Raw genomic sequence first — 12,884 nt, 5'->3', positions numbered from 1 at the left:
TCATTCTTTTTTGAACGAACGTTCAAAATATGTAGATGAGCAAAAATCAATTCTGCAAAAAAACATCAGAAAAAATGAAGGAGTGTATACAAATGACAAAAATATACGATAAAACAACAACAGGTCTTCTTTTTGTTGACCCATATAATGATTTCTTAGATCCTGAAGGCAAACTTTACCCTCGTACTAAAGAAGTATCAGAATCCGTAAACTTATTCGAACATTTAAAAGAGATCGTTGATGGGGTTAGAGAAGCCGGTATTCGAGTTTTTTATGTACCTCATCACAGATCTGAACCGGATGATTACGAAACTTGGATGCATCCGACACCATATCAACTCAAGGCTAAACAAGGACAGGTATTTGCTAAAGATTCTTGGGGAGGGGAATTTCATCCAGATTTTCAGCCTCAAAAGGGTGATGTGATCATCAAAGAGCATTGGGCCAGCAGCGGATTTGCGAATACTGACCTCGATCACCAAATTAAAATGCATGGTTTACAAAAGATTATTGTTATCGGTATGTTAGCCAATGCGTGCATTGAAGCTACTGCACGCTTCGGCATGGAACTTGGTTACCATGTCACTCTCGTTAAAGATGCTACATCGGCTTTTAGTAAAGAGGCCATGTACCCGGCGCATGAAATTAATGGCCCTACCTTTGCGCATGCCATTTTGACAACAGAAGAACTTCTTGCCGCTCTGTAAGAAGCCAGCAAGAACACCAACGAAAACTGGGGTTAGATCACCAACCTACCAATCGATGGAGATTAAGGATGATACCAACATGAATGACAAAATTGTAATGCCGGTATGGACATTCGTCGTGTTCATCGTATTGATGAACACGACGATGTTTAACGTCTCCATTCCGAGCATCATTCGGGATATCGGCGTTTCGGCGGCTCTCGGATCGTGGATTATTTCAAGCTACACGATCGGCTACGCATTATCAACGATGATTTACAGCAGGCTCTCCGACGTGCTGCCAATTCGAAGATTGCTGTGGATTGGACTCTCGATACTAGGGCTTTCTTCAGTCTTCGGCTCATGGCGACGAATTTTCAAGCTCTGCTTATGGCTCGGATTGCGCAGTCTGCCGACGCCGGCGCGATGGCGGGACTTGGTCTCGTTCTCGCCAGCCGATATATTCCTTATGAAAGGAGAGGCAGAGCGATTTCGATGATTACGGCGGGAGCTGCTCTGGCATTCGGACTCGGGCCAATCGTCGGCGGATTGATTAGCGAGTACATCGGCTGGAACGGGTTATTTGCCGTTACTTGCCTAGTGCTTGTCCTTCTCCCGATTCTGCTGCGCCTACTCCCCAAAGAGCGGCCAAAGTCGTTCCGGTTTGACATGGCAGGCGCCATCCTAACTGTCGTCAATGCAGCGACGCTTCTGATTGCCGTAACGCAGCTCTCGGCTGGCTGGCAGCCGGATTGTTATCGATCGTCGCCCACGTATGGCACAACAGACGCTCGAAAGAAACGTTCATCAACCCGGAGCTCTTGGCTAAGCCCATGTACCGGAAACTGCTTGCTATCGGTTTCTGCATCATGATGCTGAATCTAGGCAACTTGTTTTTAATGCCCTTGGCACTTGCTAATCTGTTCGACCAATCGCCGTTGGCCATTGGCTTTACGATCGCGCCGGGCGCCGTTTTATCAGCCTTTCTTACGCCCTTCGTCGGACGCTGGATCGACAAGTATGACAATGTGCGGTTTCTGATTCTCGGGCATGGCATTTTAGCTTTCGTTTTGGTCGCCTTCTGGGTGGATCTCGGCGCATCTCCGGCTGTCATCTTGTTCGGGTACCTATGCTTCTCGCCGGCAGTCTCGGCAACAATAGCATCGTTAAACAACGAAACGTCGCGTATTTTGCCGGCCAAGCTGATCGGATCAGGCATGGGACTCATGCAGCTCATCCAGTTTTTCGGAGGTTCATTTTCCGTTGTGGTTTGCGGTATGTTGCTCGAATTTCAAAAAAAGAATTCTCTTGTCAGTGCCTATGAACATGTGTAAGGAGCTCTAATTGCGATATACATTTGCTCGTTATGCGCGCTGCTCTGGTACTTGTTATCCGGCCGTCGGTCCGAGTCTTCGCCGAGCAACATAACGGAAAGCGTTGAAGCGTCGCGAGACAGCGAAATAAATGATCAATTGAGGTGTACCCATTCGTGACACAAAGTCATCACTGGAGACTGCACATGCACGTGCGATTCCTCTTAAACGTATGGGCATCCGGAGATCTGATATGCCGTATAATCAATATGTTATGAAGAAACTTCTTTTCTCAAGACAGAAGGGAATGCATACTATTGACAAAAGTATACGATAAAACAGTAACTTTGGTTGACCCTTGTGATGATTTCTTAGCACCGGAAATGCAAACAAACTTTACCCTCGTACTAAGGAAGTATCAGAATCCGTAAACTTTCACGAACATTTAAAAGAGATCGTTGCTGAGGTTCAAAAAATCCGGCATACGAGTTTTTTATGTCCATTATCCAGATATTTCCTGCAATGAGTATTCCACCAACCACTCGGTGAATAGGGTCATTTTCTGAATGGGGGTGATTCCTCGAGATACAATCCCCACCTGCTTAAAACCGCTATTCTTGTCCGATTTTGAAAGTATAAAGCCGGATTGATCCTTTTTATATCCCGTTATATAAAATTCGTCATATTGCCAATGATCAATCTTCAACCAATGATCAGAGCGATAACCTTCATACAGACTATCTTTACTTTTGGCCAGGATCCCTTCCATCTTACGTTCGCGGATCTCCTCAAAAAGCTTACAACCATTCGCTTCAATGAATGGAATTTTACCGATATGACGATTGCCAAAATCGATGCCGGCAAGGATTTCTCGTCTCTTCATTAACGATAATCCCCGAAGGTCTCTTCCTTTATAGAAAAGAATATCAAATACGATATAATTGACAGGATTATGTATACTTCGATTCACGATCTCCCGCTTATCTCGCAATGCAAAGCGTTCCTGAATACTTTCAAAGTCAATAAGCCCCGTTGCCGGATTAACGATCGCCACTTCTCCGTCTAAAACGATGTCCTCATCGATTGCCAGATGATACAACTCAGGATATAACTTCGTTATGTCGTTATTGGAGCGGGAATACATTCGCGTCGTTCGTTTTAAGTGCGTGTAAATAAGCCGGTGACCATCAATTTTGGGTTCAAAAATATAATCCCCATCATTGAACGGTTCCTCGTATCTCTCGGGTAACATCGGGATGAACATAAAAACACCTCTAGGAGCCATTGTACCAATCCGAAGGCTGCCTGTAGAGGTGTAACTTATGGAAATGCAGCGACGCGATAACGGTTGCAGTAGGATTTATGGTATAAATAAGACCCGCCGCGCAGCATACGGCTTGTTCCCTTCGGCGGACCGGCGGGGTTAACCCGGGGACCGTTCACGTGAAAGGTCGGGCTAAACCAATCCGAGCACCATTCCAAAGTTTACTCTTTCAACAGAATCCAAGTACAGATCGAACAACGGTTCCTGTGGCAATTATCTATGTCAAGAAAAGAGCATTTGCTATGATACTCTCGCTAAAAAAATTATTATATTATTTACTCGAACCGACAATTTACGTCATATCTCTTCGTATGGTTTGTCTTAAATATGATGTATAATTTAATCCTGCAAACGCATACAACAATTGAACATTGAAAGGATGAAAACGTATTCATGGGAAACAAAGCACTAGAACAACTGCTTTTCATTGAGAATCAATGTGCCAATGCTCAAGATGCAATCATCATTCGTTTGCTTATGGAAGGTGTCGAGGTTCACGAAATCGTTTATCTGACGAACGATTCACTAGATCCGGACTCCCGCGTACTTACCATAAAGAATCACTCTGGAATAACAATAAGAAAAATCCTATTGACAACAAAGTGTGTTGAACTTTTCCAAAATGCAGCGAACCAATCCATATATATATTAAATAACGGCTACAATCCCATTAGCAAAACTTCTATTAATTTAAGAGATAGCCATTTTCTTATAAAGGTTAGTTTCCAAGATTACATTGCCAATGAATGCATGATCACTGAAATGGATTCCGTTATTTTGAGAGCAATATATACAAGACTCAAAAGACTGGCTGAATTTTTCTCATGTCCGGAATTAATTCATTTGACAACTGTCAAATTGGAAGAGAAGGCCTATGCTTAATTAAAAACAATATTATATGCTTGAGTATAATAAGCCTCTTGAGGAAGCTCCTCGAGAGGCTTTACTTATTTTTTCTTCTTAATTCATCGTGTGGTGTCAGAATTAGTGAGAAAAATGACATCTAAAAGCTTGATTTACAAAGAGCATTTTCATAACTAGTGATAACGACTTAGAGTCTGGCAGCTAAGAATAACACAGATTTTCATAATTGATGAGAATATCCCCTCAAAGAAAAATGACGGAATGCTTCAAAATACCGTTGGACTCCGGAATGTCCCTCGTCGTTTAGCTGGCAACCGGCGGCAATTTTCCGACAATGATCCGACGGCCTGTCGGCATGATTACGGATGGTCCCTGAAACCGATTCTCGATGCGATGTGTTCGTGGGGTAAAAGATATATCGAATAGAGACAATCACTTGATGCCGGATGTAGCTATGCCTTCCACGATATACCGCTGGAAGAATAGAAAGATAAGAAATACCGGGATGATTGATAACACCGACATGGCAAACAGGGACCCCAGCGCCGCCTCTCCTCCTGCATCAGTAAACATGCGAAGAGCAAGAGTTACGGTGTATTTCTTGACGCTGCTCAAGTACAAAAGCTGGCTGAAGAAATCGTTCCACGTCCAACGTACCCGAGGTTCCTTTCCAGCCTTTCACATAGTTCGCGAGCGTCAGATGACTCGGCCACAGGCTGTTGTCGGTCAGAATCGTCTCGGTTGGCTTGAATGAGCTGACCAGCATCCAAAGAATCGGATACAGCATCAATACTATGCCAGCGATAATGAACGCATGCAGCAGCAATCGTTGAACCTGAACGTTCAATTCCATGTTGTCTTTCCCCCCTAGTCCCCGTAATGAACCCACTTTTTCGATGTCAAGAAGATCAGGCCCGTAAAACAAGCGATATTGACAAGCAAAGCCCATGCCATGGCGGAAGCATACCCCATTTGGAAGTTGCCGATGCCGTTTTGATACAAATAAAGGGTATAGAATAACGTTGAATTCACAGGCCCTCCCGTACCGTTGCTAATAATTCGGCTAAAGTAACCTGCCCGTTTTGTTGAGCGGATCCCTCGGAAACGAAAACAAGCGATGGATCGGTTCCATCGTTATCGACGATAGAAGGAAGTTCTCTTCTGGTCTTACGCCTTCTGAATAAATGCGTCCGTATTCCCCGCTGCGCGCCGCCTCGATGGCTGCGTTGAGGCCGAGGATGTGCGTTTGTAGAAACGGATACGTTTTGAAAGGGATGAATCGATGTTTCATAAGGGGAATTTTAGGTTGGGTTTGAGGTAAAACAATTCCGATAAAAATTTATAACCGAGACGTTCAAGCTATTTCAACCTCTGTCGGGGTTTCATAGTTTTCCGGAGCCTTGTTTTCTTTGTCAAAAATAAATGTAAGCATTTTATTTACATCCATGCCAAGCTGTTTAGAAATCAGAACAATATCCAATTCCTGCGGTGACATTTTAAACATTCTCATCCAGCTCCTTTTAATCTATATAATAATTATGATTCCTCGCTCGCGATATGTTGAAGTAAATTGAGCATCGCCCCGATATCCTTAGAGATTCCCTGAACCTCTCTGGACTGCCCCACTAGAAGTTTCTCATTCGCATCGATCTCTTGCGCCGACACCGCAATCTGCTTGATACTGCCCGAAATCCACTGCGCATGCTCATGCAGACTGCGTGCCATTTCCTGCAAATCCTTTCCTACGCTCTGTGCCAGTTCTTGGTTTAAGTTGCGGATGCGGTTCAATAGCCCCTTCATAACCCGCCAGGCCAGTACACTATCCTCAGTCATAAGTTTGCGGAACGACTCACTCCCAAGTCCCACCAGCTCACAAGCCGTGGAAGTTACCGCCGTCCCGCTGCGGGGCAGCCCCTCGAGCAGGGACATTTCCCCTAGGAAATCCCCTTGTCCGAGCTTGGCCACCGAAATCGATTATAAAAGTACAGTCCAGCCGATTGCCTATACCCGGAAGGGAGCCCTACTTGGGCGTTTGGATGTATAATGTTTCGTTCAGCAAGTCCAACTTGCTAGCTGCTCTTCTCGAGCAAACTTTAGAAAGTTTCTTTCTGACCCGCTGACAAAGTTGATTTTCTGTTTTTCCTCATAATCATCGATATTCCGAAAGAAAAATTCCTCGGGAGACGGTTCTGTATTTTTGATGAAATCCATTCGGTTAAAATCTCCATCGTCGAAGATTGCATTATGTAAAGAAACGGAATTATTTAGAAATCTATGTTTATTACGAGAGGCACCTTTAATTGCGTTGATGACCTGACCGCGAATGTGCACCTCTGCAAATGAGTGAAATGAAGCTCCCCGTTCAGGTTGATATCTCAGAACTGCTTTAAATAGGCCTACAGCCCCTTCTTGAACAGAATCTTGATATGTCATACCCTTATAATAAAAACGATGCGCATAAAAACTAAACTTATTGGAATAGCGTCTTAATAAAACATTAAAAGCTTCCGGTTCGCCTTTTCTATACATCTCTACAAGAGTAGCATCATCTAATGACTGAAGCATTTTTGATTCATTTTTCATGAAATTACCGCCTCAAAACAAGGTTCATGTTGCCGGTCAGTCTTGCTCATGGATGACGCTGCTTCACTTGTGATAATGTTCCCCGTTCCTGTTAAAAGGGAAATTCACCACAACCTCATTATAGGTATCTCTTTTGATTCTTTCCTAGATGAAGATGTGCACTAGCAGAGGCCGAAATCCACTTATTTTCGACATAATTATCCAAATTTTATGACCTAAGTAACATTTATGGTATGATAAATGAAAACAACTTAACTATGGGGTACTAGAATGGATGCACATTTAAATAACAAAATGAAGTTTATTTTGAACATTATTGTTGTCGCGACAACGGTGCTCTTGCTATTGCATACAACTAAGTTTTCGTTCGGTCTCCAGTTACTTTCATGCATGTATATTACGGTCGTTATGTTGCGAGATTACATCATAATGATTGATTTGTTTGGAAAACCCGGCATCCTCTTTTTGTACTTTCAACTCGTGTTAGCTTTAGCTGTATGTGTATGGTCGGAAAGCTTTTTTGCACAAACGTATCTCCTGATTCTTATAGGCGAATTCACCTTCTATCAGTCGAGAAAGCTTTCTATCATCTTTACATGCATCAGCTATGTTAGCATTCTGCTAGGCGTTATAATCTATCGTAATTTCCCCCCTTTTGAGCAAATATACTTGATTTTACCGCGGTTTATTGAATTTTTAGCCATTTTCGGCATAAGCTTGCTTGCGAAAATGGCTTATCAGCAAAAACAGGTGCTCGCCGCGACCAACGAACAGCTTCAAGCCGCAACTGTGGAACTGGAACAAAAAGCTGCGTTACAAGAGCGCACCAGAATATCCCGAGACATCCATGACTCCGTTGGCCACACCCTAACTTCTGCGTTAACCGGGTTGCAAACCGCCTCTCATGCGATCGATAGAAACAACTACACGATTGCCAAAGAGATGATCGATCGAACGGCAGAGCATATCCGTAACGGACTGAATGAAGTTCGCGGTTCCGTCCACCTGTTGCGTGATAGTCTTTCCGAACGTGCATTCAAATCCGAGCTTCTAAAATTAATCGATGAAACCAAAAAGCAGACGGGCGTGGAAATTAAGTATGATATCGACCATTCTATACCGAATTTAACACCTAAGATTGAGCTAACGATTTATAGAGCACTGCAAGAAGGTCTTACCAATGGAATTCGGCACGGCTCCAGCACGTTCTTCCAGTTCTCGCTCAAAGTCCAGCCTGAATCCATACAATTTCTATTAGCCGATAACGGAAATGCACCATCGCAATTGATTCACGGATTTGGTCTGAAAGCAATGAATGAAAGAGTTGAGGAAGTGGGAGGGGGCTTATTCATTACATATAATGCTTCTACAACCGGCGTTACACTAGAAATCACAATCCCCCTTCAGTCCATACCGATGGAACGGAGAGAATACATTGGATAAAACAAAAATTGTGATCGCAGACGACCAGCCCTTAATCCGCGATGGTATCGCAGCTATTTTAAGCATGGAAGAGGATTACAACGTAGTTGCAAAAACCGGAGATGGGTTATCAACCATCGCACAAGTGAAAAAACACCATCCTCAGTTGGTTATCATGGACATCCAGATGCCAAAGCTCGACGGCCTGCAAGCGACCAAGGAAATTATTTCCGAATTTCCGGATACGAAAATATTAATTTTAACAACCTTCGAGGATGAGGAATATATCTGGGAAGCCATTCGTCTTGGCGCAAGCGGTTTTCTAGTGAAAGGGGTAGAGACAGAGAAAATATTGTCTACTATCCAGGACTGTTTGGAAGGAAGAATGAATTACCCCTCCAGTATACAGATGCGTTTAGTTCAGACTCTAAATGCAGCAGAAGCAGCTCCTGAACAACACTGGGACAGGCCTAAACATGCACTTTCCATTCAGGAACGGAATATCATCAGCCTGCTGAAACAGGGGAAGTCGAATCAGTCCATTGCTACCGAATTGCTATTGACCAAAGGAACCGTTAAGAATTACTTGAGTGCAATTTACAAGAAGCTGGAGGTTTCCAGCCGAGCGGAAGCCATTGCTTATTTACACAAGCATGATCGGTGATATTCGCCTACTTGTGATACGGTTCACCGCGGTTAATCTTGAACTGGTGATCGGGATAAAGCGCGTGGCCGAAGGGGCCGATGCGGGATATTTCATTTGGTCGACTGTGCAGTTGTGAGCCGCACACCAGGCTTTCAGGGTCATACCGCTGGCCCGGAACTCGGCAACGCGTGTCGCCCATTGCTGCCGAAGTTGTTCTTTTGCTGTCATGAGGCAACCTCCTTGTGATTTCGGTTGCCTTCATTTTCTCATGCTGCTCATTCCACTTGAAGGTGTGTAGGGTTTGACGCTTAGGTTCCATCGCCGCGCTATCGTACCGAGGGAGTTAAGTATGGACTAGCGTCTTACTCAGAGTTTTGATTTGCGTATTCATTATTTCCTACCACTGTTTCACATTAACCTGAAAATCAATTTCTGAGATCTATCGAACCATAGTCATTCGGATCATTTATTGTTTTATAAGCTATTAGGTTCCCTTCTTGATTAAAACCGTTGATATCAAAAGGAGTGGAATCTGACGAGGGGAGAAACACGAACCAAATCATATGCCCCATTCCAGTCAGTTTAGCGGTGTATTTACTAGTGCCTGTGCCTTTGCCCTTGACCTCGACAGTTACTTTCTTAACAGATGAATCTAGGACATCCCCAAACACCATGGGAAAAGGAGTTGAGAGACTTTTTACTTTAGGCATACTCATATAATTTAACGCAGACTTAGCTGACAGAGGAGACTTGCTTCCACCGATTCCGTATCCCCCGCCCCAAGCCCACTTCCATCCGAGCCACGTTTTTCGTACATACTCTACCTGAAGATCGTTGCCATCTTGTTCATAAAATCGCTTAATAAATAGAAGGAGGCCTCCTTCTACAGGTTCTTGGTGAATGACTTGCATCGATGGAAAATGTCGGAACTTTCGGATCGCATCCTCTGGGGTTTTTCCAAGTGGGATACGGATCGTTCCGTTCAGTCCCATGGCGTGCGACATCCGCCAATCCGATAATCCCCCTGGGGTATCATTAACAAAAGCAAGTGCGTATAGAATGGCGAAAGCAAAGATCACCCCGGTAGTGATCCATACAAGTCGTTTTTGCCTGATAAGTATTGGCATGCCCCACCACCTCAATTTTTTATAATTTTTTTCCTCAGTAGAACAATGACAAAAAGCGGTTCTGTCCGTCCGACCTTAGAATAATCTTCATAGTTACCCACCATGAACGTCAATCAAAATTAATAACTCTGTATTGATTCGTCCCACATAAGCGATTACCTGATTTTTCCATACTAATCTGCCCTTTAGTTTAGAGGAGTCCCACCCGGAGGAGGCATTTAAAAGTAGCGACGATACAGCTCTTTACGACGTTCACCCCGAAGTTGGGCATATATTTGGGTAGTGGATGCCTTCTCATGCCCAAGCATCCCCTGGATGAAATCTAACGGTGCACCATTATCCAGTAGTTGGCAAGCGAATGTATGACGAAATCGATGAGGGTATACATTCACGGAAACCTCGCCGCGGCTTGCCATTTTTTTGACTGTCCATCGTATTGTAGGGATTGCCATCCTACGGATTGGATATGTTTCTGTTACAAAAAGGGCTTTACAGGAATCCTGTCTATCTCCCAGATATCTTTTTAACCATACCTTACACTCAGTCGTAAAATAAATCTCTCTTTGTTTTGACCCTTTTCCATTCACAATTGCTGAGCAATGTTCCCAATTTATATCTTCGATGTTTATTTTCTGTACTTCACCAACGCGGCAACCTGTACAATACAAAAATTCTAAAAGAGCACGCTCGCGATTCGACAGACAAGAAATCTTAAGTTGGATAACATCTTCCTCAATCAGAAATTTAGGTATGCGTTTTTCCGTTTTTGGTTCTCTTAATTTAAGAGATGGATTTCGGGCAATATGCCCTTCTTCAAATGCAAAACGAAATAGGGATCGCACTAATCGAATACGGTGTCCTAAGCTGCTTGGTTTTAACCGTTCTGCTTCTTTAGCCAAATATTCTTTAAGCAAGCTCAAAGAAATTTCCTCAATTTCAATGTCACCTATTTCACGGATGAGAATTCTTAATTGAAGAGAGTACGCTTTTAAGGTATGAGGACTAAAACCTAAAATTCGCTTATCGGCTTCATACAGCACCCACAAGTCGTTTAACTTCATGAAAAAACCTCCCAATTATTTGTAATTCTAGCTTTGTTTAAAATGGGAGGGTTTAATCTATGAAGTATCGTCTCCATTACTGCAATAGATTTACTGCCAATTACCTAACTAAGATGGGTAGATAAAAGGTAGAATTTACCGCTTGGTTCCGGTTACGAACGGATCTCATCATAATACAAAAGCTCGCTGTCACCGTTATCAATGGAATCAACCTGATAGTAATCCACCCTGGCATTTGCGTCTTCAAGTGTCATGATTACGTAGGCGTGGTTATAGAAGCCATCATTGTTTGTTCTTAACATTACTTGATTGTTTATGGTTGGCCAGGCGTTCAATCCCTGCAGATTAAGATCTGCCTTTGTTGGGTATGGCAATTTATGGGCCATCACAGGAAAAGCACTGGCACCAATACATCTACCACGCTGCAGATTAATATATTCATCGAAAACGATCAGATTATGTTCGTGTCCCCAGAGCCAGAGTTCTACCTGGTCAAGCACTTTGTGGAACGCTGTATTTAAATGGGGGTTAAAAGCGACTTTACGGCCGTGCTCGTCCATTCCAACTCCGCCATCACTGAAGAACTGGTGATGTGATAGCAGAACGGTCTTACGCGTGCCGGCAGTCTTGAACTTATCGAGGTGCCAAACGACTTCCGCGGGATCGAGGTAGGTGAGTTTCAAATGGGTAGTGAATGGGTTGTTATCATTGAGGCCGGTGTCCATCGCTAGGAACTGCCAGTAATCGTTTCTTAGGCAGAAATAGCTGGCTTGCTGTTTGAGATGTTTTAGCAACCAGTAGTAGCCTTTGCCTCCGGAATACATATCGTGGTTTCCAGAAAGATTATAGACCTTTGTTTGCTCTAAATTTATGTTTTTCTCGATAATGTTATAGAAATTATTCTGCACTTCGTCCATCGTACCTGCGTAATAGATGTCGCCGAGATGGATCAACATTTCAGGCTCATGGCGCATTACCTGTAATAACAGGCTCTCAGCGTCTTTAGCTCCGGTTCCCCAATCGGAAATAAAAGCGATCTTCAGCTTATTTTCTATCGGAATGACAAAATCGCTGAGATCCTTGTAGCGAACGTAAGGGATCGTATCGCCTTGTTCCTTGAACAACAGATACTCATCGATGACCTCACTCCATCGTGGGTCGTAGTCATACATGCGAAGCTCATTGATCAACTCGGTGGCTCTAGTAGTGTTTCCCCTGATACAAGCCCAAGTTAGCTTGGTTACAAGATCAAAATAATCAACAATTTTTTTTATGTCAAAAAATCCTCCCATATGTTACGTAACACCTCCACGATAATAATGGTGGGAAATTCCCCCAGAATGAGGACCCGTTTTCATTCATCGATATGCCAATGTTTATTGGAATCGGTATCTGTTATCGTTAAATGTTAAATTTTGATCAAGAGAAAACCGCTTCGCGGTAAGGTGATTGAACTATCCTATCAGTTAATTCAACTTCCTTTACCTTAGAGCGAATTTGCATTACGAATATATCGCATAATGTGAACAGCGACGAAGATATTGGGTTGTTTAATTTGATTTTCACGTCAAATCACACGATTTGTCAACATAAAAAACCATGATTCACAAAGTGGTTTCGCATAGTTGACGATATTTAACTAACGGTTGCAATAGGTAAGCGTTTGAAGTGATCTCCAGCTTTTCCCCTGCTCCACACGGAGCGTGCCAGTTTCCCAGCACTCCGCGTTCCCTCTAACTGAATGTACTAGATCATAAGTTCCTCGTTACTCATAGATTTGGGTGAGTTAGATTGGTTCAAGTCCGTATCTTTCACGGTACTGGTTGACTTTGATTTTCATCAAATCCGTTATACCAAG

General features: G+C 43.3%; 15 protein-coding genes and 3 pseudogenes. 6 read left to right on the top strand and 12 right to left on the bottom strand.

All coding sequences use genetic code 11. The features are described from left to right. Positions 1–92 precede the first annotated feature (92 nt). Both O9H85_RS32885 and O9H85_RS32880 read left to right on the top strand, forming a co-directional pair. Positions 93–707 carry a cysteine hydrolase family protein gene (locus O9H85_RS32885; protein ID WP_269885597.1) on the top strand — a complete coding sequence of 205 codons (615 nt, stop codon included), beginning with the start codon at positions 93–95 and terminating at the stop codon, positions 705–707. A gap of 55 nt (positions 708–762) precedes the next feature. Beyond that, positions 763–1,307, top strand: a pseudogene (locus tag O9H85_RS32880) (MFS transporter); the annotation flags it as partial. Between the two features lie 73 nt (positions 1,308–1,380). On the opposite strand, the gene O9H85_RS32870 reads toward O9H85_RS32880, so the two are convergent. After that, complete coding sequence (locus O9H85_RS32870; protein ID WP_269885641.1) at positions 1,381–1,521, bottom strand: hypothetical protein; 141 nt, start codon at positions 1,519–1,521, stop codon at positions 1,381–1,383. Here O9H85_RS32870 and O9H85_RS32865 point away from each other — a divergent pair. Next, a complete protein-coding gene (locus tag O9H85_RS32865; protein WP_269885595.1) occupies positions 1,520–2,020 on the top strand; it encodes an MFS transporter in 501 nt (166 codons plus the stop codon). The genes O9H85_RS32870 and O9H85_RS32865 overlap by 2 nt on opposite strands. 481 nt (positions 2,021–2,501) lie before the next feature. Here the strand turns inward: O9H85_RS32865 and O9H85_RS32860 are convergent, their stop codons facing one another. Together O9H85_RS32860 and O9H85_RS32855 are read right to left on the bottom strand one after the other, a co-directional pair. Next, positions 2,502–3,263: an ATP-dependent DNA ligase gene (locus O9H85_RS32860; protein ID WP_269885594.1), complete on the bottom strand. Its 762-nt coding sequence runs from the start codon at positions 3,261–3,263 to the stop codon at positions 2,502–2,504. 56 nt (positions 3,264–3,319) lie between these two features. Then, positions 3,320–3,478 (bottom strand): annotated as a pseudogene (locus O9H85_RS32855) (SUMF1/EgtB/PvdO family nonheme iron enzyme); the annotation flags it as partial. Between the two features lie 238 nt (positions 3,479–3,716). On the opposite strand from O9H85_RS32855, the gene O9H85_RS32850 reads away from it, so the two are divergent. Beyond that, positions 3,717–4,205: a hypothetical protein gene (locus O9H85_RS32850; RefSeq protein ID WP_269885593.1), complete on the top strand. Its 489-nt coding sequence runs from the start codon at positions 3,717–3,719 to the stop codon at positions 4,203–4,205. 544 nt (positions 4,206–4,749) lie between these two features. Here O9H85_RS32850 and O9H85_RS32845 read toward each other — a convergent pair. From O9H85_RS32845 to O9H85_RS32825, 5 genes and pseudogenes are all read right to left on the bottom strand, one after another. Further along, entirely contained in the window at positions 4,750–5,040 is a 291-nt protein-coding gene (locus tag O9H85_RS32845) for an ABC transporter permease family protein (RefSeq protein WP_333474297.1), read from the bottom strand. Positions 5,041–5,054: 14 nt separating this feature from the next. Next, positions 5,055–5,246 (bottom strand): annotated as a pseudogene (locus tag O9H85_RS32840) (ABC transporter permease); the annotation flags it as partial. A 295-nt stretch (positions 5,247–5,541) separates the two neighbouring features. After that, entirely contained in the window at positions 5,542–5,691 is a 150-nt protein-coding gene (locus O9H85_RS32835) for a hypothetical protein (protein ID WP_269885592.1), read from the bottom strand. Between the two features lie 32 nt (positions 5,692–5,723). Continuing rightward, positions 5,724–6,152, bottom strand: coding sequence for a Crp/Fnr family transcriptional regulator (locus O9H85_RS32830; protein WP_269885591.1), 429 nt, complete (start codon positions 6,150–6,152; stop codon positions 5,724–5,726). Between the two features lie 87 nt (positions 6,153–6,239). Next, complete coding sequence (locus O9H85_RS32825) at positions 6,240–6,770, bottom strand: sigma-70 family RNA polymerase sigma factor (protein ID WP_269885590.1); 531 nt, start codon at positions 6,768–6,770, stop codon at positions 6,240–6,242. A gap of 270 nt (positions 6,771–7,040) precedes the next feature. On the opposite strand from O9H85_RS32825, the gene O9H85_RS32820 reads away from it, so the two are divergent. Both O9H85_RS32820 and O9H85_RS32815 read left to right on the top strand, forming a co-directional pair. Continuing rightward, positions 7,041–8,213 (top strand): sensor histidine kinase, encoded by a 1,173-nt coding sequence (locus tag O9H85_RS32820; RefSeq protein ID WP_269885589.1) that lies wholly within the window; start codon positions 7,041–7,043, stop codon positions 8,211–8,213. After that, the gene (locus tag O9H85_RS32815; protein ID WP_269885588.1) at positions 8,206–8,856 is read left to right on the top strand and encodes a response regulator transcription factor; all 651 of its coding nucleotides are present in this window, start codon (positions 8,206–8,208) and stop codon (positions 8,854–8,856) included. Before O9H85_RS32820 ends, O9H85_RS32815 begins: the two co-directional genes overlap by 8 nt. Here the strand turns inward: O9H85_RS32815 and tnpA are convergent. The 4 genes from tnpA to O9H85_RS32795 all read right to left on the bottom strand — a co-directional run bounded on the left by tnpA (position 8,836) and on the right by O9H85_RS32795 (position 12,318). Further along, on the bottom strand, positions 8,836–9,066 hold the full coding sequence (gene tnpA / locus O9H85_RS32810; protein WP_269885587.1) for an IS66 family insertion sequence element accessory protein TnpA: 231 nt from the start codon (positions 9,064–9,066) through the stop codon (positions 8,836–8,838). The genes O9H85_RS32815 and tnpA overlap by 21 nt on opposite strands. A 197-nt stretch (positions 9,067–9,263) precedes the next feature. After that, the gene (locus O9H85_RS32805; protein ID WP_269885586.1) at positions 9,264–9,965 is read right to left on the bottom strand and encodes a hypothetical protein; all 702 of its coding nucleotides are present in this window, start codon (positions 9,963–9,965) and stop codon (positions 9,264–9,266) included. Between the two features lie 218 nt (positions 9,966–10,183). Then, positions 10,184–11,026: a tyrosine-type recombinase/integrase gene (locus O9H85_RS32800; RefSeq protein ID WP_269885585.1), complete on the bottom strand. Its 843-nt coding sequence runs from the start codon at positions 11,024–11,026 to the stop codon at positions 10,184–10,186. A 152-nt stretch (positions 11,027–11,178) separates the two neighbouring features. After that, positions 11,179–12,318: a metallophosphoesterase family protein gene (locus O9H85_RS32795; RefSeq protein WP_269885584.1), complete on the bottom strand. Its 1,140-nt coding sequence runs from the start codon at positions 12,316–12,318 to the stop codon at positions 11,179–11,181. Positions 12,319–12,884 lie beyond the last annotated feature (566 nt).

This window comes from Paenibacillus gyeongsangnamensis (assembly GCF_027533625.1).
GTDB lineage: Bacteria > Bacillota > Bacilli > Paenibacillales > NBRC-103111 > Paenibacillus_G > Paenibacillus_G gyeongsangnamensis.
This window is presented reverse-complemented; position numbering and strand designations above follow the sequence as displayed.